Raw genomic sequence first — 18,692 nt, 5'->3', positions numbered from 1 at the left:
GCGCCATCCCGGTGCCTCCCGGCGAGCCGCTCTGGATCCCAACGAAGCCTCGGACAAGTTGCTCTCGGCCTGCCAACTTTGCTCTGCCGCCGAGGCGCCAGCGGCTGCCTACGAGATCTGGCGCCGAACTTGTCAGCCCTCAGCTAACCTTCCCGTTCGGGCTGGCCGCGGCGACCTGGCTCGGCCGCTCGAGGATTTCGTCGATGAGGCCGTAGTCCTTCGCGCCGGGCGGATCCAGGTAGAAGTCGCGGTCGGTGTCGTGCTCGATGCGGTCCATTGGCTGACCAGTCGTTTCCTGGATGATGTTTCGCAGGACCTTCTGGAGACGGAGCGTTTCTTTCGCCTGGATCTCGATGTCACGGGCCTGGCCCTGGGCGCCGCCGAGGACCTGGTGGAGGTGAATGGTCGAGTGCGGGAGCGCAAAACGCTTTCCCTTCGCGCCGGCGGTGAGCAGGATCGTGCCCATGCTGGCGGCCATGCCCATGCAGAGCGTGGCGACCTTGGGCCTGATGAGCTTCATGGTATCGACGATGGCGAGTCCGGCCGTGACGCTTCCGCCAGGGCTGTTGATGTACATCATGACGTCCTTCTCGTCGTCTTCGCGGGCGAGGTAGAGGAGTTGCGCGATGATGACGTTCGCGACCATGGCGTCGATCGGCGTGCCGAGGAAGACGATGCGCTCCTTGAGGAGCAGGGAGTAGATGTCGTAACCGCGTTCGCGGCGACCATCCGATTCGATGACGAACGGCATGATGGCCGAAGGGCGCACGATATCGGCATCGGGGCGCCTGCCCGAGACGATGTCCTGGATGAGGTCGTAGCTCTGCGACATGTGCATGCCCTCCTGGGCGGGAATCCGGGGTATGGGATCCAGTGTGGGGTTTGGACCGGTCTTGGGAAAGACTGCCTGAACGGGTAGTCGGCAGGGCCGCCTATCCACTTAACCCGCCCTCAAGCACACTGGATACATGACATCCCGCCGTCCCGATGTACGGAACATCGCCATCATTGCTCACGTAGACCACGGGAAGACCACCCTGGTCGATGCCCTCCTCAAACAATCCCACGTATTCCGCGAAAACGAGACGGTCGGGACACTCATCCTGGATTCCAACCCCCTCGAACGCGAGAAGGGGATCACGATCATGGCGAAGAACGCCGCAGTGGATTACCGCGGTGTCCGCATCAACATCATCGACACCCCGGGCCACGCCGATTTTGGCGGCGAAGTCGAGCGCGTGCTGAACATGGCCGACGGCTGCCTCCTGCTCATCGATTCGGTCGAAGGCCCCATGCCCCAGACGAAGTTCGTCTTGCGCAAGGCGCTCGAAATCGGCCTCCACGCGATCGTCGTCGTGAACAAGATCGATCGGCCGAACTCGCGGTTCGCGGAAGTCATCCACGAGACCAGCGACCTTTTCCTGGACCTGGCTACAAAGGACCATCAGCTCGACTTCGAGACGCTCTACGCGAACGCTCGGGACGGGTACTCCGGGACTTCGCCCGACATAACGTCGGGGACGATGCAACCGATCCTTGATGCGATCGTCGACCATGTCCCGGGGCCGGAAATAAACGAAGGCGCGCCGTTCCGCATGCTCGCGACGACGCTGATGTACGACAGCTATCGCGGGCGCATCGCCGTTGGCCGCATCACCGATGGCAGCATCAAGGCCGGCGAGAGCATCATCCGTTTCAACCACGAGGGCGAGACCAGCCAACACCGGGTTGCCCAACTCTTCGGGTTCACCGGTCTGGGCCGCGTCGAACTCCAGGAAGCCCACGCTGGCGACATTATCGCCATGACCGGCATCAGCGATGTGCTGGTCGGCGAAACGCTTGCCCACCCGTCGGTGACCGAGCCGCTCCCGGTTATCACCATCGAAGAGCCGGCGATGAAGATGACGTTCCGGGTCAACGACTCGCCGTTCGCCGGGCGCGAGGGCCAGTTCGTCACCAGCCGCCAGATTCGCGAGCGGCTCTTCCGCGAAATCGAGACCAACGTCGCCCTCAAGGTGGAAGACGGCGAAAGCGCGGAGCAGTTCATCGTCAGCGGACGGGGTGAGCTTCACCTGGCAATCCTGGTGGAGACGATGCGGAGGGAAGGGTACGAATTCGCGGTTACGCGGCCTGAGGTCATCATCCACGATGGGCCGCACGGCAAAGAAGAGCCGTTCGAGCGCCTGTTCGTGGAAGCACCCGATTCTTCGACCGGGTTCCTCATCGAGACACTTTCGGGCCGCAAGGCGCAGATGGTCGGGATGCACCAGGACCACAACGGCAACGTCCGGCTCGACTTCGAAGTGCCGACGCGCGGTCTCATCGGCTTCCGCGACACGTTCATCAGCGGTACCGGCGGCGAGGGAATCATGAACACTGAGTACCTCGGCTACCGCCCGTGGGCGGGCGAGATCACGCGGCACCGCAACGGTGCGCTTGTGGCATCGGAGACTGGGACGGCGCTGAGCTTCGGCATCGCCAACGCCCAGGAGCGAGGGATGATGTTCATTTCGCCCGGGGACGAGGTGTATGGCGGCATGGTGGTTGGCCTGCACGCGAAGGACACCGACCTCGATGTGAACGTCTGCAAGGCGAAGCAGCTCACGAACATCCGCAGTTCGACGTCGGACATCGCTGTGAAGCTGGTCCCGCCGTCTCCCCCGAGCCTGGAGCGGAGCCTCTCCCTCATCGGCAACGACGAGATGGTCGAAGTGACGCCGAAGACTCTGCGTATCCGGAAGATCGAGTTGAACCCGACGATCCGGGCGCGTGAGAGCAAGCGCCAGAGGTACGCGGCGATGGAAGCCGCCAACGCGTAGGGGGCCGGTTCCGAACAAACGTTCTTGACAGTGCGAACAGGCGTTCTTATCTTTCCCGCCGAAAGGACGGGAACCAATGGAACGTTGCTGCCACGGACTGGTGAAATCGACCTGCGCAGGGTGCGCTACACGGAGTAGGCCCCCGGTCTACCTGAGCGGCGGCGGGGGTACCTACCACAAACAGGCGTCGTGTCCGGCATTCCTTTCCGGCCGCCGTAAGGCGGTCCGCTTCGGCTACGAGAACCGAGAGGTCGAGAGCGTTCTGCTGTATGCGGCGAACCTTCGGGACTTCGTCCCTTGCCAGGCTTGCTTCGGCAAGGCAGCGTTTGCCACTCGTGCCGGGTAGTGGCCCCGCGTAGAATTCCGCCATGCGCATCGACGACCTGGACACCCCCTGCCTGCTCCTCGACCTGGACAGGGTCAACAAGAACATCGCGACAATGATGGGCATCCTGGAAGGGACGGGCGTCAGCCTGCGGCCGCACTTCAAGACGCCCAAGTGCCCGGCGGTTGCCGAACTGCAGCTGAAAGCAGGTGCGATCGGTATCACCGTCGCCAAACTCGGCGAGGCAGAAGTGCTGGCCGATGCGGGCCTCGGGCCGATTCTCATGGCGAACCAGGTGGTCGGTACCACGAAGATCGACCGATTGATGGCTCTGCTGGCGCGTGGTGTGGACATTACGACCGCGGTCGAATCGGATTTCAACATCGACGAACTGGTGGCTGGAGCGAGGCGTTCCGGGCAGCGGCCGGCGGCGGTCATCGAGGTCGACGCCGGCTTGCGGCGATGCGGCTCCCCGACGCCGGCGGAGAGTGTCCGGTTGGCGAGGCGGCTGGTCGACGAAGGGATCGACTACCGCGGGATCATGGGTTACGAAGGGCACATGTACGGTCAGCCCGAAGATGCCGCCCGGGCGGAACTGATCCACACGGCACTGGCAACGGTAAACGACCACGTCGAAGCGCTGGCGGAGGCCGGGCTGGCGCCGAAGATCGTCTCGACCAGCGGCACCGCGAGCGTGCTGATCGCCAGCAAGACCGCGGGCGTCACGGAGTTGCAGGCCGGGACGTACGTGTTCAATGACTCTCACAACGAAGAGTTCATCCCGGGGGTGTTTGAGAACGCACTTACGCTCCTCATGACGGTCATTTCGGTGAAGGACCGCTACGCCGTGGGGGACGCCGGAGCGAAGTCACTTACCAACGAATTCGGCCCGCCTATGTCGGTCGATGGCACCGTGAAGGTTGCGCGGCTGAGCGAGGAGCATTGCACGCTCACGGGCGAAGGCATCGCGAAGCTGAAGCCGGGACAGCGCATCGAGGTCGTCCCCAGTCACGGCGACACCACCCTCAACCAGCATGACGTCTACTACGTCCGGCGGGGTGAGGAAGTGATCGACACGTGGCCGATCCTCGCGGCGCGGAAGTTCCGGTAGCCGTCGTAGACTGGTAGACACAACAGCAAACGAGGAGTTCCAGCAATGCGCGAGTGTCCCTGGTGTGGGCGCCAGAATCTTAACGTGTACGGGTATTGCCAGGGCTGTGGCCGCGGCTTCGATGGCCCGGAAAAGAAGGACGACAGCAAGCCGAAGCGTCGGATCTGGCCTTTCGGCGGCAGCCGCGCGTAGACCCTCGGACTCGTGGCGAATTGCCGCGGGCGCGAAACAGGATGATTGGGCAAAGGACGGTTCTCGATTGACCCCAACTCATAGCGGAGCGCTTCAGATCGTCCGCGAGTCCCTGGCATTCCTGCGTGCTTCGGTGGCAGATCTTCCTGAAGCTGCCATGGAATGGAAGCCCCTGCCGACCGCCAGTACGGTATCCGTGCTCGTCGTCCACGCGATCACCTCGACCCGCTTCTTCCTGCGGGCGGGCACCGGAGTAACCGTTTCGATCACCGAGTACCGTGCGAATGACCGGGCCAGAGCGTTCCGGACCACGGGCGTGCCGAAGGACGACCTCCTGGCGATGATCGATGCATTCAGTAGCGAGGCGGAGTCGATACTCGCGGGCGGCGCGGAGGAACAACTTTCCAGCACGATCGTGATGTCGACGACCGACGGGCTCCCGGTGCCGACGCGGAATGGCGCCGCAACGATCATGGCGGCGATCGCGCACCTTCGGGAGCATGTCGGCCACCTTCAACTCATGCACGACCTCTGGCTGGCGGCGAACCCCGTCTGAGCGCGCGGATCCCAAATCGTGAGGAATACTGGCCGGGCAGCCAGTATTCCAGATAGAATGCTCCGAACGCGGAAGCGCGGATCCGGAGGATGTCAGCATGCAAGAGCAGAACAGCGAATTCGAATTTCGCGGGATCAACCACCTTGCGCTCGTTTGTAAGGACATGGAGCGGACCGTCGACTTCTATACCAACATCCTGGGGATGCCGCTGACGAAGACGATCGAGCTCCCGGGGAACATGGGGCAGCATTTCTTTTTCGACATCGGCAAGGGAGACGCGCTGGCGTTCTTCTGGTTCCCGGACGCCCCCGATGCCGCTCCCGGGGTGTCGGCGCCGAATGGAATGCCGGGCGAGGGGGAACTCGCGTCGGCTCACGGCTCGATGAACCACGTGGCGTTCGATGTGCCTGCGGAGAAGTTCGAGGAATACCACGCGAAGCTGGTGGCCAAGGGCGTGCACGTCACCCCGATCATGAACCACGACGACAGCCCCAGGCAGGTGAGCAAGGAAGTCCATGAAGGGACGTTCATACGGTCCTTCTACTTCCGAGGCCCCGACGGAGAGTTGCTCGAGTTCGCGACCTGGCTGCGCGCGCTGCGGCCCGACGACGTGAAGCACAAGCCGGCGAGGTCAGTGGACGTCGAACGGTACCGGGGGCTCGTCCCGGCCGGCGACTGACGCCGAGGGCGGCCCTGCACTGGCCCCGCACATGACGTGACAAGATGGTGAATCGCATCGTCGCTCCCTGATGGCGGGCGTCGGCACCGTCGTTTTGTTGAGTCAGGCACGCGGGGGAGTGATTCCCGAGTTCGGGCGTGCCACGGGCGGTCGTCCATGCGAAGACTCATCCTTATCGCCGCACTCGCGGCCGTGCTCGTCCTGCCGGAATCGGCAGCAGCGGACGAGGTAGACCCGGGCCTGTTGTGGATGGACGGGCGGCTGAGCGACCTGACGGAAGGCTCGGTGGTTGCTGAGCCGAGCTACTCGGCCCAGGACACTTCACCCGTCCAGCGGGCGGAGCAGAACGGGTCGTTCATCGTGACGTACAAGGGAGCCTTCCCGGAGGACGCGAAAACCGCATTCCAGTACGCCCTGGACACATGGAGCCGGTACCTGGATGTCACCGTGCCAATCCGGGTCGAGGCGAACTGGAAGGTGCTTGGAGCCGGCAAGCTGGGAACGGCGGGGCCGACCAAGTTGCTCTCGGGTTTCCCGGGCGCGCCGTCGGGCCACTGGTATCCCATCGCACTGGCGAACCAGATCGCCGGGACGGACCTCGACGCGAAGTCCGTCGACATCACGTCGAACTTCGCCAGCACCCAGAAGTCGTTCTATTTCGGGACGGACGGACGGACTCCGCGAGGCAAGTTCGACTTCGTTTCCGTGGTCATGCACGAAATCGGGCACGGTCTTGGTCTTACGGGGACTGCGGATGTTGTTGGCACGAATGGGACGATCGGCAGCCCACCGAAGTACACGGCGAGCGCGATTTACGACGTCTTCGTTGTGAACAGCAACGCAAAGCCCCTCTTCGGCGGGTTCAAGACCAAGACTCCTGAACTGAAGCAGGCGCTGACGAGCGGGGGCCTGTTCTGGTACGGCGCGAACGGTGTGGCGGCCACTCCCGGCACTGCCCCGAGGCTGTTTGCACCAACCACGTGGAGCGACAGCAGCGTCTACCACCTGGACGAGGAGACGTTCGCCGCGGGTTCGGCGGATAGCCTGATGAGCCCGATGTTGGATGACGAAGAGTCTCAGCACCGGGTTGGCCCTGTGATTCGCGGCATCCTGAGCGACATCGGATGGACCCTCGCCCCGGTTGCGCCAGCTTACCTGTACTTCCTGGACGTTCCGGCCGGAACGCAACCCGGCGAACTGCTGCTCACTCAGCCCAAGGTCGCGGTGCTGAACGGGCGCGGGTACACCGTCGCCGAGGACAACGAGACGGTGATCACCCTCTCGCTCGTTGGCACGGGCGGAGATGCCGCCCTGAGCTGCGACGGAGGGCTTGTGAAGACCGCAAAAGAAGGGCTGGCGAAGTACACCGGCTGTCGAATCGAAGGCACCGGGATCGGGCTCCGGGTCGTCGCGTGGGCGGAAGGTCTCACCTCGGCCGAGAGCCCGCCGTTCGTCGTGATTCGCCGAGGGAACTTCCGGGGACTGACTGCCGGCGTGAGTCGAGACGAGTGATCCGGTGCTGGCGCCTGGCGACCAGCAACCGTGATCAGGTCCGGGGCGGGCGCTAGACTGAATCCGCATGAGAATCGCCCTGCTGGCCGCTGTCGCGATGGTCGTCTCGTTGGCGTTCGCGCCCAATGTGTTCGCGCACGCAGAGCCTGCCACTGCCAGGCCCGGCGACGGCGCCGTGCTGACATCGGCCCCTGCTGAGGTTGTCCTGGTGATGAGCCAGGAACTCGCAAGGCAGGCCGGTGGGAATGACGTGGATGTCTTCGATGCCACCGGAACAGAAGTAACGACGGTCGCCGCCGTCATCGACAATAACGACCGGACGCGTCTGTCGGTGGCGCTGCCCTCCGGGCTGCTCCCCGGCCGCTATACGGTGAAGTGGAAGTCGTTGAGTTCCGAGGATGGTGACTCGGCCGACGGCGAGCTCTCGTTTACGTTCGACCCGAACGGAATGGCGAGTGCGGGCAAGGAGAAGCTGCGCGAGGACCTGCTGAACCCCGGTGGTACTGCCTCGCCCACGGGCAGCGCGGGCACGATGTCGGTCGATAGCGACGACGATGGCGTCACCTGGGTGCTTGTCGTAGCGGCGGGTCTTGGGATGTTCGTCCTTGGAGCGGGCGGGACTTTCCTCCTGGTTCAGAAGCGGCAGTGAAGTGGGCCGCGGCCTTCGTGTTGGCGGTCGCCGGGATCACCCTGGCGCTCGGGCGGCCGGATGCGGCCCTGGGGCACGCGGCGTTGCGAAGCTCAGACCCGGCGGCAAACTCCTTTCTGCAGCGACCGCCTTCGCAGCTCTCGCTCGTTTTCACTGAACCGCTTGAGCCGATGTCCAGCTCCATCCAACTCCTGGACGCTGGCGGACGGCCGGTGACCACGGCGCCCGCGACGGTCTCGGGCATGTCGATGACGATGGCTCTCCCGCAGCTGCAGCCGGGCATCTACAACGTCCTCTGGGCGAATGTTTCGCGGGTGGATGGCCACGCGATCCGCGGGTCTTTCCCCTTCACGGTGCTGAACGCAGACGGGAGCATGCCGGACCAGGTGAATTCGTTTGAGGGCATGTCAAACGACGCCGACCGCCTGCCGCGCGCCGATGGGGTCGCGGTGAGGGCGCTTTCCCTTCTCGGGCTGGTCGTCGCGGTCGCCGGCGCGGTCGTGACGCTGTTGTTCGGTGTGGACGCCGATAGCCGGACTCGCCGGGGCCTGGCCATGGCGGTGTACGCGGGGGTTTCGATCCTGCTCGCGGCCACACTGCTGAACTTTGCGACGTTGCGGGATGCGTACGAAGGCGTCCCGCTGCGGGAGTTCATCCTGGAGACGCCGAGTGGTGGCTACTGGCTGACGCGGATGGGGCTCATCCTGTTGATGGGCGTGGCCACGACGTTCATCCTCGACGCACCGAAGCGGACGGCAGGCGCGCTGCTCGCCTGTTCCACGGGCTTCCTCTGGGCGTTCACGGCGACGAGCCACGCCGCGGCGGGCACGGGCAGTTCGTGGGCGAAGGTCATCGATCTCGGACACGGTGTTGCCGCGGCCGGATGGGTTGGCGCAGTCGTGGGAATAGCTCTGGCAGCGCGCCTCGGGCGTCCTGGGCCCTCCTGGCACAGCTTCGTCCCCCGGTTTTCGTTGTTGGCGTCCGCCTGTGTCCTCGTGCTCCTGGGCACCGGATTTCTCGGGGCGCTAGTCGAGATAGACGAATCGAGGAAGCTCTGGGAAACGCGCTACGGCTTGGTCCTGCTGGTGAAGCTCGGGTTGGTCGTGCCGCTCCTGGTGATTGCCGCATACAACGCCAACCGCGGGAAGCATCTGCTCACCGCCGGAAAGGAAACGGCTCAGCGCAGGTTCGTGCGGCTCGCCGTCGCAGAAGTGGGCCTCGGACTCGTCGTGTTCCTGGCGGGGGCGATGCTCACGCAGACAACCGTCTCCAAGTCAATCGCGATCGCTCCCGAGCGGAAGCCGTTCGACCAGATACAGCCGGCGGGAGACCTTCAGCTGCGGCTCGCGATCGACCCGAACCAGACCGGGCTCAACACCTACCGCGTGGAGCTCGCCGGGACTTCTGGCGCCCGCGCCGAGGCCGAGCGCGTGCGGCTGACGTTCCGCTACCAGGAGGACGCAACCATCGGCGCGTCCAGTCTGACGCTGGCGGGGACGGAGTCGGGTGTCTTCCTTGGCCAGGGCCCATTCATGACACTGGAAGGCCGCTGGCGAGTCGAAGTCGAGGTGCGGCGAGCCGACGTCGACGACGTCATCGGGTTCTTCGATGTCCGCCCGGCGGGAGTCGCGGTTGTTACCTCGAAGGCGGGCGGTGCGTGGGCGAACCCGGCGCCGGGGCTCACCTGGAACCAGTTCGGCGGGTTCGTCTTCGTCCTGGTGGGCCTCGGCTTCGCCCTCGCGCGGCCGCCGCTGCGCCGTCTCGGACGTGAGGCATCCTGGGCCGCCAACAGTGCGACGATGGCCGGCTTTTCGTTCGGGGTGTTGCTCCTGTTCGGCGTGCATGCGCATGAACCGGCCGACGGCCTCCCTTCGAACCCGGTCTACCCGGATGCCAACTCCATCGCGCAGGGACGGACGTTGTACATGCAAAATTGCGTTTCGTGCCACGGCCAGACCGGCGTCCCGCCGAAGGGGTTGGACCTGAATCCTTATCCCCTGGACCTTACGGTCCATGTCCCACAGCACCCCGACGGGCAGCTGTTCAAGTTCATCGACGAGGGCGTCGCCGGGACGCAGATGCGTGCATGGGGCGAAGGTGCGGGCCGGCTCAGCGAGGAGCAGATGTGGCACCTCGTGAACTTCCTGCGGACACTCACGCCCGTCGAACGTTGACCGCGGCGGGGCCGGGAGTCCTCGACGCTCGAACAGGACATAACAGAAAGGTCAGTTGGGGGGCAGTGGTCCGGTGAGGGATGCTCGCTGCGAAAGCTCCAACCAGTTGCCGTCGGGGTCCCGGACGAAGCCGAAGCGCGCGACGGCGCCCATCGTCCGAGGGGCCATGCCTGGGGTTGCGCCGAGCGCCACTGCGGCTTCGAACTCCTTGTCAGCGTCCCAGACCTGGACGGTCAGGTAACGATAGCCGGGAGCGCGCATGTCGCCGACCGGCTGCTGGGCAGGGTCGTGCTGGAGTTCGATTCGCGTTTCGCCGCAGACAAACGTGTTGTCGCCGAGTGACTCGAAGCCGAGGGCCGTTCCATAGTGGTGTCGGGCTGCCTGCAGGTTCGAGGCCGCCAACACGATCGTGATCCCAGCGTCCCCTGGTCGCCCAGGAACGAGTGTGACGGCGTTTCCCTCGGGGTCGTGAAGTCGGACTGGAGATGAGACCTTCGCGGTTGGCACGATGAGTTCGCGAATGCCAGTCGCGCTTGCCGTGGGCATCGGCTCGCGGGACTCGTTGATCTTGAGGATGCCGCCACCGAGGCCGTGGCGATGCTGGCGGCTGCCCCCGCCGGTGGGCAGGAGTTCCTGGAATGGCAAACCGACTTCGTCCTGCCAGAAGACAAGTGAGGCTTCGATGGTGTTCGTATAGAGGCCGACGTCGAGGTGATTCTTCGCGAGTTTCAGGGGAGAGATCCTTTCGGCGACGCTAAGGAAGATGGTCTATGATTCCGCCTCAGCACGGTCCCGAAACTGAGCCACGGCGAGGGAGGCAGCGACATGGTAACGATCATTGGCAACGTGAAGCCCGAGGATGACTACACCCACCCGCTTGGGCCGGAAGAGAACTTCAACGAGTCGGTGTACTTCAACTTCTTCGACCGGGAGAAGCAGATGGGCGGATTCATCCGCATGGGCAACCGGGCGAACGAGGGTCATGCCGAGATGACCGTCATCGTTTACCAGTCGGACGGGTCGGCGTTGTTCAACTACAAGCGGCCGCAGATTTCGCACAATGATGGCTGGGACGCGGGCGGCCTCAAGGTGGAAGTCCTGGTACCTGGAGAGAAGATCCGGACCACGTTTGTCGGGTCGGTCGTCTACCTGGCGGACCCGCGGGAGATGCGGGAGCCGTCGGTCGCATTCAAGGAGAACCCGCACAAGAAAGTCAGGCTCGACCTGGTCCACGAAGGGGTCGGTCCCATATACGGCCACGTCGCCGAACCCGGTGGCGCCGGATCACAGAATGACTTCGCGCGTGCCCACTACGAACAGCACATGAAGGTAACCGGGACGCTCCAGGTGGAGGATGGCCCAGTACTGGAAATCGCCGGCCACGGCCTGCGCGACCATTCGTGGGGCCCGCGATACTGGCAGTCGACGCCGTCGTATCGCTGGATCACCGGCAACTTCGGCGACGACATCGGCATGGTGCTTTCGGTCGTCGGGGGGCGAGTCGGTGGTGTGTTCCACCGTGGACCGGACGAGTTGATTCGCATCACCGAGGCGGAGCTCGACACGAGTTACGAAGGCGACACCAACTACCACCAGGGCCTCACCGCGAAGGTCAAACTCGAGAATGGCGAGAGCCACACGATCGTCGGCAAGGTGACCGGGTTCATTCCGCTGCGAAACCGGCGGTCGGGCATGTTCACGCACATCGGCGAGGGGATGACCGAATACACCCTGGATGGCCAGCGCAAGGGCTACGGCCTGAGCGAATACCTCGACCAGGCGGAGTAGTCCGTGGATACGGCGACCGTCGAAGCGGGACTGAGGAAGTTCCTTCACAAGAACACGGGCCACGACCCGGCCTTCGCCGGCCTGGCGCGGCTTTCGGGCGGGGCCGGGCGGGAAACGTGGACGTTCGATGCACAGCTGGGCGATGAGAAGCTCGAGGGCATTTTCCGTTGCGACCCAGTGGCGGGGATCGAGTCGAGCGCCCCACGCATCCTTGAGTTCCACCTCCTGAAGGCGGCGATGGATGCCGGTGCGATCGTCCCGGAACCGCTCTGGGATGGCGACGAAACGTTCCCGGTGAAGTTCTTCGTCATGCGGCGGGTGCCTGGGGAAGCCCTGGGAGGCCGGCTGATCCGCGGCGAGCAGTACGCGCACGCTCGCGAGATTATCCCGACCCAGCTGGCCCAGAGCCTCGCACGCATCCACCGCATCGATCGGGCGGAGCATCCGGAGTTCGAGATCCTCCCGGCACCGGTCGAGGGTGCTTCGCCGGCGCGGCACGAAGTGGAGAACTACGAGCGGATCTTCCGCGAGGTGTCGCCGGACCCGCATCCGGTGTTCGAACTCGCATTTCGCTGGCTCTACCAACACTTGCCGAACCCGCCGGAGCGAGTCCTTGTGCACGGCGACTACCGGTTGGGCAACTTCCTCTACGGTGAGGATGGCCTCAGGGGCATCATCGACTGGGAACTCGCACACTGGGGCGACCCGATGGAAGACATCGGATGGCTGGCGGTGAAGTCGTGGCGCTTTGGCGGCGATAAGCCGATGGCGGGCATCGGAGACTACGAACCGTTTTTCGCAGATTACGAAGCCGCGGGGGGTTGCCCCGTGGATCGGGACCGTGTCCGCTTCTGGGAACTGTTCGGCAACCTGAAGTGGGGCGTGATCACGATCACGCAGGCGGCCAACTACTTCTTCGGCCGCAACAAGACGGTCGAGATGGCGAGCATCGGCCGCCGGACCGCGGAGACGGAGTGGGAGCTACTGCGGCTCCTGGAACAGGCAGGCATCTGATGCAAGACCGACCGACGATCGACGAGTTGCTCGAGGCGGTAGCGGGGTATCTCCGCGATGACGTGATGGTGAACACGACCGGGCGGACCAACTTCCACGGCCGTGTCGCGATGAACGCGGTCGAGATGCTCCGGCGGGAGATCTCGACGATCGAGGACCACTATGCCCGGGAGTGGGACGGGCTCGACCACCTGCTCGGAGTGGAGCCGATGCCGCCTCACCTCGCCGCGATGCGCGAATCGTTGCTGGCCCGCAACCGCTCGCTCAGTACCCGCATCCGAGAGGGTGACGCCGACTCGGGGGACTTCCGCCACCAGGTGGTCAACCACCTGCGCAAGGTGATCCACGACAAGCTGGTGGTCTCGAACCCGGCGCTGGCGGCCGAGGGATAAGAAGGAGCCCGATGTTGCCATCGGGCTCAGATTCAGAAGTGTGGTGCTGAGGCCCAGGGTCGAACTGGGGACACCGGCATTTTCAGTGCCGTGCTCTACCAACTGAGCTACCTCAGCAACCGGTCGATCGTAGGTTTGCCGGGCCCCTCGGTCAAGATTCAGCCTCGTCGGACAGGGCCGGCGTCACGGTGTCTGCGCTTTCGCCGAAGGCAACGTCAGGGGTGTTCGAGTTCCACCACGAGAGTCGCCCGTTCGTTGTCGATGGCGCTGATCGACACTCGCGAGACCCCGACCAAGTTGGAGAGCCGTTCCTGGAAATCGAGGAGTTCGCCGAATCCAGACCCTTTCACATCGACCTGCATCCTGTGGACCTTGCCGGGAGCAGCCGGTTCCGCGGGCTCGTGAGTTGCTGGCGCTGGCGCGATGGGTGCTGCCGGGCTGTTGGCGACGGCGTGCTGGCCTTTGAACCCGGAGGCGAGGCCTTCGAGGCCCGTCACGACGTTCTGAATACCAGATACGGCCGAGAGGTAGTCGTCTCGGAGCCGGAGGAGCGGCGCGGTGATGGCCTCGGCGATTGTCTCGGCGAGTGCTGACGGAGGGAGTGGCGCCGCCGCGGGCTGGGTTGCCGCGGCATTCAGGCGATCTTCGAGTTCTCCGAGGCGGTCGAGGAGTTGTTCGTAGTCGTGCCGAAGCAGGTCGTACCGCCGTCGCAACTGGCGCACAGCAGCATCGCCCGATGCGGCTTCGTTGAGCCGTTCCAGGAGGAAATCCTCCGGCCCTTGACCCTGTTCGCTCACTATCTCTCCCCGGAGGTGCCAGACATCCCCGGGAAACCGGGGTATCAGGCGGTCGTCGCTGCACTCCGGAGAGCGGGGGTGATGGCACTCCCACCCTCAAGCCGGTAGCCAAACCCGCGGACCGTCACCAGGTAGCGCGGTTCGCTTTCGTTCGGTTCCAACTTGCGCCGGATACGACGGACGTAGACCTTGAATACGTCCTGAGCTTCCCGCGGAAGGTATTCGTAATCGCTGGAGACGGCGTTGAGGACTTCGTGGGACTTGAGGACTCGGCCGCTGTGGCGGGCCATGTACTCGACAATCCGGAATTCCGACGCTGTCAGCGCTACGAACGTTCCCGCGCGTTGCACCTCGCATCTATCTACATCGACGCTAAGGTCCCCAACCTGAAGAAGGCCGGAAACTTCTGCTGGCGCTGCATCATATGCGCCTGCGCGCCGGAGTACGGCGCGAACCTGGGCAGAAACGACTCGCGCGTCCGTCCCAAGGTCGAGACATGCATGGGCGCCGGCCGAGAGCATGTCGGCGATGAGGTGTGCTTCCGCGCTATCGTGGAGACCGATGACGGGCACGCCGGCGCCGGCGAGCTGGGAGACTGCGAGCGGTCCCGCTGCTGACCGAGGGTCGACCATCCACGCGACGACGTGGAATTCTCCAGAGAGCGCCAACTGGAGAGCGCTGTGCCCCGGCTCTCGCTCGAGGACGGCGATGCCGCCGCCATGAAGCGCCCGGACAAACCCGAGCGTGCCGCAATCCGAAGGTGCGACGAGCAGGCAGCTCACAAAGGAAGACTGGGTGCGAGTGGTCACATTCCCCCAAGCTGTCCAAAGGCCCACCACCTCTGGGTAGCGCGATTATAGGGAGATTTGTCAAGAGGTAAAGCCCCTATTTATGACTCGTCGGTTTCCTGATACCCGGAGGGGGTGGCGGCCGTGCCGTGACGAGGGGGAATCCCCGATTGCAGAAGGAGCGTGCGACCGTCGATGGTACTGGTATGGGACATCCACAACGGATCCACACCTACGATGACGAACTCCATGAGCGCCGGCGCCATCTCGCCGTGGTCCGCGAGCCACTCGACTTCGAGGCAGAACGGCTGAGGCGGCTCCAGGAGAAATCGAAGGACACCGTCAACCCGTAGTCCGGTTTGGCGCGGAAATACGAGAACTCCTATACTCCGGGGTACCGTGCGCCGATTCCGGCGCTACCTGTTTGTCTGCTGGAGTCTCCACATAAATGCCAATCACTACGAAGCGCGAGTGGCTCCAGGGGCCCTACGCCAAGGCCATCGAGCGCGCGCCTGAACGCGCCAAAGCGTTTGAAACGACCGGGAAGATGCCGGTCGACGCTGTGTACACCGCTGACGACCTGAACGGCTGGAACCCGAATGAACAACTCGGATTCCCCGGCGAATACCCGTTCACCCGCGGCATCCAGCCGACAATGTACAGGGGCCGCTTCTGGACGATGCGGCAGTACGCTGGCTTTGGCACGGCCGAGGAATCGAACCAGCGCTACCGGTATTTGCTTTCCCAGGGTCAGACCGGGCTTTCCGTTGCCTTCGACTTGCCGACCCAGATCGGTTACGACTCTGACGACCCGATGGCGGCGGGCGAAGTCGGCAAAGTCGGAGTCGCCATCGACTCCATCGAGGACATGCTGACGCTGTTTGACCAGATCCCCCTGGACAAAGTCACGACCTCGATGACGATCAATTCGACGGCAGCGATCCTCCTGGCGTTCTACGTAGCGGTTGGAAAACAGCAGGGCATCTCACCGGACAAGCTGGGCGGAACCGTCCAGAACGACATCCTGAAGGAATACATCGCACGCGGGACGTACATCTACCCGCCGCAGCCGAGCATGCGGCTGATCACCGACATCTTCGCTTACTGCAAAGACGTGGTGCCCCAGTGGAACACGATTTCGATATCGGGTTACCACATGCGCGAGGCTGGCTGTACGGCCGCGCAGGAGATTGCGTTCACGCTCGCCGACGGGATCTCGTACGTTGACGCGGCGATCTCGGCGGGCCTCGATATCGATGACTTCGCCGGGCGACTGAGCTTCTTCTTCGCCTGCCACAACAACTTCCTGGAGGAAGTTGCCAAGTTCCGGGCCGCGCGGCGGCTCTGGGCGAAAATCATGCGGGACCGGTTCGGGGCGAAGAGCGCGCGATCCCAGATGCTGCGGTTCCACACGCAAACCGGCGGCGCAACGCTCACGGCGCAGCAGCCTGAGAACAACATCGTACGCACGGCGGTGCAGGCCCTGGCAGCGGTCCTCGGTGGCACGCAGTCGTTGCACACAAACTCGATGGACGAGGCGCTCGCCCTGCCGACGGAGAAGGCCGTGCAGATTGCCCTCCGGACGCAGCAGATCCTCGCCTACGAAAACGGGGTGGGTGATGTTGCCGACCCGCTGGGCGGGTCGTATTTCGTCGAAGACATGACGAACCGGCTCGAGGCGGAGGCCGAAGAGTACATTCGCACGATCGACAACATGGGCGGCTCGCTCGTCGCTATCGAGCGCGGGTTTCAGCAGAGAGAGATCCAGGAAGCGGCGTACCGCTTCCAGATGCAAGTGGAGGCGAAGGAGCGCGTCATCGTCGGCGTCAACGACTTCATCAATGTGGAAGAGAACGCGCCAGACCTCCTTCGCGTCGACCCGGCGCTGGGACAACGCCAGGCGGCGAAGCTCGCGAAGCTCCGCGCGAACCGGGATGGTGCGGCCGTGGAAGCGCTGCTCCACAAGCTCGAGCAGGCGGCGCGCGGCACCGAGAACCTCCTTCCGATCATGGTTGAGTGTGTCGAGGCCCGCGCCACGCTGGGCGAAATCAGCCACCGCCTCCGCAGAGTGTGGGGCGAACAGCGCGAGCCGGTGTTCATCTAGTGACTGACGACGACGTACGGGTGCGGTCCGATGAACGGCGACGGTTGCTAAATGAGCTGGAGCTCGAGCGCAACCAGTTGATGCGTAACATCGAGACGTGCCGCATTCGCGATATCGACCGGCCGTTCATCGGGGTTTGGTCGCTGAAGGACATCGTCGGGCACGTCGCCACCTGGGAAGCGCACTACGTTACGGCCATTCGCGAGGTGCGCGCGGGGAAACCGTCACCGCTGCAGGATTTCGACGAATCAAAGCGCGATGCATGGAACCAGGATCACGTCGAGCGCAAGGCTGACCTGAACTTCTGGAGCGTCCTTGAGCAGCTCCGGGGCGGCCGGCATCGTTTGCTCGATGAACTGGAACAGATCAGCGACGAAGAGCTGACGGCGGAGGACGGCGAGTACGTGCCGATCGTCCGCTCCACACTCGAACACGACCGCGAACACTGGCACCAGATCGCCGCGATCCTGGCCGGGATGGCGGGCGTTCGCAAGACGACAGCCGAGGAAACTGACTAGGCCGGCCCTGCCGTGCCGAGGGAGAAACGCAAAGCATGCTCACGAAAATCCACCATGTCGGGGTCGTCGTTCACAACGCCGACGAGGCCATGAAGTTTTACCGCGATGCGCTCGGTTTGAAGGTCACCGCTGACCGGGTGATCGAGGACCAGGGAGTTCGCGGCGTGTTGCTTGAAATCGGCGGCTCGGAAATCGAACTTCTCGAACCGACCCGGGAGGACACGGGCGTGGCGAAGTTCCTGGCGACGCGCGGCGAAGGCATGCACCATATCTGTTTCGAGTCAGACGACGTCGATGCAGAACTCGACGGGGCGCGTGCGAAGGGAATTGAGCTGATCGACCAGAAGCCGCGGCTCGGGCTTGCCGGCATGATCTGCTTCCTTCACCCGAAGTCGAACCATGGCGTGCTCGTGGAGTTCGCGACGCCGGTCAAAGACGGGCACGGTCACTAGAATGGCTATCGGCGCAACACACATCGACCACATTGTCATTTCCTCGAACAACAGCGGCGCAGTCGCTCAGACGTTCGCAGACAACCTCGGGATCGAGATCAAGCGCAAGATGATCCGTCCGGGGACATCGGCTCAGCTCGCGTTCGCGAAGCTGCAAGAAGTGGTGCTCGAGTTCGCCGGTCCGCCGCAGGTGAACCCGGACGAAGAAGTGAAAGCGAAGCTCTGGGGCATGGTCCTCGCTGTGGAGGACATCGACGCGGCGGTAGCAGACCTCCGCTCGAAGGGCTACACCGTTGGAGACCCCACGAAGGCCGTCCAGCCGGGGGCGAAAATCGCCACCGTCAAGGGCGGGACCAGCGGTGTGCCGTTTGCGATGATCCAGTACAACGCGCTGCCGATCGAAGGTGCTTCCGCATGAGGGTGAAGCGCATCGACCATGTCGGGATTGTCGTTAAGGACCTTGATGCCGCACTGACAACCTATGCGCGGAATTTCGGGTTCGCCGCGGACGCTTCGCGCGGCGGGGATGTCGCGGCCCTCGGCATAAGAAACGCATTCATGCCGGTGGGGGAGAGTGACCTGGAGTTCATCCAGGCCGTCGCCGATGAAGGTCCGGTCGCGCAGTTCGCGAAGGAGCGCGGCGAAGGCACCTTCATGCTCTCAATCGAGGTCGAAGACATTGATGCCGCCGTCGAACGCCTGCGCGGGACTGGCGCACGGGTTGGGTCACCCAACAACGGCGTAGCGTTCGTGTCGGCCAAGTCCGCACACGGCGTCAATTTGCAACTCGTGCAACGCAAGTAACGGCGCCACACACTTCAA

At 64.0% G+C, this 18,692-nt stretch carries 20 protein-coding genes and 1 tRNA gene; 16 read left to right on the top strand and 5 right to left on the bottom strand.

Translation table 11 applies throughout. The annotated features are described in order from the left end of the window. Positions 1–139 precede the first annotated feature (139 nt). Positions 140–772 (bottom strand): ATP-dependent Clp protease proteolytic subunit, encoded by a 633-nt coding sequence (locus tag IPG14_RS05335; RefSeq protein WP_343385225.1) that lies wholly within the window; start codon positions 770–772, stop codon positions 140–142. A gap of 196 nt (positions 773–968) precedes the next feature. Between IPG14_RS05335 and typA the strand changes: the two genes are divergently transcribed. The 7 genes from typA (at position 969) to IPG14_RS05300 (ending at position 10,017) form a co-directional block, all read left to right on the top strand. After that, positions 969–2,819, top strand: a complete 1,851-nt coding sequence (gene typA, locus IPG14_RS05330; protein WP_343391117.1) for a translational GTPase TypA — start codon at positions 969–971, stop codon at positions 2,817–2,819. A 368-nt stretch (positions 2,820–3,187) separates the two neighbouring features. Further along, on the top strand, positions 3,188–4,255 hold the full coding sequence (locus tag IPG14_RS05325; protein ID WP_343391116.1) for an alanine racemase: 1,068 nt from the start codon (positions 3,188–3,190) through the stop codon (positions 4,253–4,255). Positions 4,256–4,376: 121 nt separating this feature from the next. Continuing rightward, on the top strand, positions 4,377–5,003 hold the full coding sequence (locus IPG14_RS05320; RefSeq protein WP_343391115.1) for a DinB family protein: 627 nt from the start codon (positions 4,377–4,379) through the stop codon (positions 5,001–5,003). A gap of 97 nt (positions 5,004–5,100) precedes the next feature. Beyond that, a complete protein-coding gene (locus tag IPG14_RS05315) occupies positions 5,101–5,682 on the top strand; it encodes a VOC family protein (RefSeq protein WP_343384407.1) in 582 nt (193 codons plus the stop codon). A 156-nt stretch (positions 5,683–5,838) separates the two neighbouring features. Further along, positions 5,839–7,194 (top strand): hypothetical protein, encoded by a 1,356-nt coding sequence (locus IPG14_RS05310; protein WP_343391114.1) that lies wholly within the window; start codon positions 5,839–5,841, stop codon positions 7,192–7,194. A gap of 67 nt (positions 7,195–7,261) precedes the next feature. Then, positions 7,262–7,843, top strand: coding sequence for a copper resistance CopC family protein (locus IPG14_RS05305; protein ID WP_343391113.1), 582 nt, complete (start codon positions 7,262–7,264; stop codon positions 7,841–7,843). Continuing rightward, positions 7,840–10,017, top strand: a complete 2,178-nt coding sequence (locus tag IPG14_RS05300; RefSeq protein WP_343391112.1) for a copper resistance protein CopC — start codon at positions 7,840–7,842, stop codon at positions 10,015–10,017. Before IPG14_RS05305 ends, IPG14_RS05300 begins: the two co-directional genes overlap by 4 nt. 51 nt (positions 10,018–10,068) lie before the next feature. Here the strand turns inward: IPG14_RS05300 and IPG14_RS05295 are convergent, their stop codons facing one another. Continuing rightward, a complete protein-coding gene (locus IPG14_RS05295) occupies positions 10,069–10,662 on the bottom strand; it encodes a VOC family protein (RefSeq protein WP_343389548.1) in 594 nt (197 codons plus the stop codon). 180 nt (positions 10,663–10,842) lie between these two features. On the opposite strand from IPG14_RS05295, the gene IPG14_RS05290 reads away from it, so the two are divergent. The 3 genes from IPG14_RS05290 to IPG14_RS05280 are packed head-to-tail and all read left to right on the top strand — an operon-like array spanning position 10,843 to position 13,211. Continuing rightward, entirely contained in the window at positions 10,843–11,805 is a 963-nt protein-coding gene (locus IPG14_RS05290; RefSeq protein WP_343384412.1) for a hypothetical protein, read from the top strand. Positions 11,806–11,808: 3 nt separating this feature from the next. Then, positions 11,809–12,819, top strand: a complete 1,011-nt coding sequence (locus IPG14_RS05285; protein ID WP_343391111.1) for a phosphotransferase family protein — start codon at positions 11,809–11,811, stop codon at positions 12,817–12,819. Next, complete coding sequence (locus IPG14_RS05280) at positions 12,819–13,211, top strand: DUF6285 domain-containing protein (protein ID WP_343389551.1); 393 nt, start codon at positions 12,819–12,821, stop codon at positions 13,209–13,211. The genes IPG14_RS05285 and IPG14_RS05280 overlap by 1 nt, the downstream gene beginning before the upstream one ends. A 41-nt stretch (positions 13,212–13,252) precedes the next feature. On the opposite strand, the gene IPG14_RS05275 is transcribed toward IPG14_RS05280, so the two are convergent. From IPG14_RS05275 to IPG14_RS05265, 3 genes are all read right to left on the bottom strand, one after another. After that, positions 13,253–13,328: transfer RNA gene (locus IPG14_RS05275), tRNA-Phe, on the bottom strand. A 98-nt stretch (positions 13,329–13,426) separates the two neighbouring features. After that, positions 13,427–14,008, bottom strand: coding sequence for a hypothetical protein (locus tag IPG14_RS05270; protein ID WP_343384415.1), 582 nt, complete (start codon positions 14,006–14,008; stop codon positions 13,427–13,429). A 44-nt stretch (positions 14,009–14,052) separates the two neighbouring features. Further along, positions 14,053–14,817: a response regulator transcription factor gene (locus IPG14_RS05265; RefSeq protein WP_343384416.1), complete on the bottom strand. Its 765-nt coding sequence runs from the start codon at positions 14,815–14,817 to the stop codon at positions 14,053–14,055. A 185-nt stretch (positions 14,818–15,002) separates the two neighbouring features. On the opposite strand from IPG14_RS05265, the gene IPG14_RS05260 reads away from it, so the two are divergent. The 6 genes from IPG14_RS05260 (at position 15,003) to IPG14_RS05235 (ending at position 18,674) form a co-directional block, all read left to right on the top strand. Then, complete coding sequence (locus IPG14_RS05260) at positions 15,003–15,149, top strand: hypothetical protein (RefSeq protein WP_343384417.1); 147 nt, start codon at positions 15,003–15,005, stop codon at positions 15,147–15,149. Positions 15,150–15,244: 95 nt separating this feature from the next. Next, positions 15,245–16,900, top strand: a complete 1,656-nt coding sequence (locus tag IPG14_RS05255) for a methylmalonyl-CoA mutase family protein (protein ID WP_343389552.1) — start codon at positions 15,245–15,247, stop codon at positions 16,898–16,900. After that, positions 16,900–17,418, top strand: a complete 519-nt coding sequence (locus tag IPG14_RS05250) for a DinB family protein (protein WP_343384419.1) — start codon at positions 16,900–16,902, stop codon at positions 17,416–17,418. The genes IPG14_RS05255 and IPG14_RS05250 overlap by 1 nt, the downstream gene beginning before the upstream one ends. 35 nt (positions 17,419–17,453) lie before the next feature. After that, positions 17,454–17,870 (top strand): methylmalonyl-CoA epimerase, encoded by a 417-nt coding sequence (gene mce, locus IPG14_RS05245; RefSeq protein WP_343384420.1) that lies wholly within the window; start codon positions 17,454–17,456, stop codon positions 17,868–17,870. Between the two features lies 1 nt (position 17,871). Continuing rightward, on the top strand, positions 17,872–18,288 hold the full coding sequence (locus IPG14_RS05240; RefSeq protein ID WP_343384421.1) for a VOC family protein: 417 nt from the start codon (positions 17,872–17,874) through the stop codon (positions 18,286–18,288). Then, positions 18,285–18,674: a VOC family protein gene (locus IPG14_RS05235; protein ID WP_343384422.1), complete on the top strand. Its 390-nt coding sequence runs from the start codon at positions 18,285–18,287 to the stop codon at positions 18,672–18,674. The genes IPG14_RS05240 and IPG14_RS05235 overlap by 4 nt, the downstream gene beginning before the upstream one ends. Positions 18,675–18,692: the final 18 nt, after the last annotated feature.

The sequence above is a fragment of the Candidatus Amarobacter glycogenicus genome (assembly GCF_016704105.1).
Taxonomy (GTDB): domain Bacteria; phylum Chloroflexota; class Dehalococcoidia; order Tepidiformales; family Tepidiformaceae; genus Amarobacter; species Amarobacter glycogenicus.
Note: the sequence above shows the minus strand (reverse complement) of the source record. Positions and strands in the feature narration are given on the sequence as shown.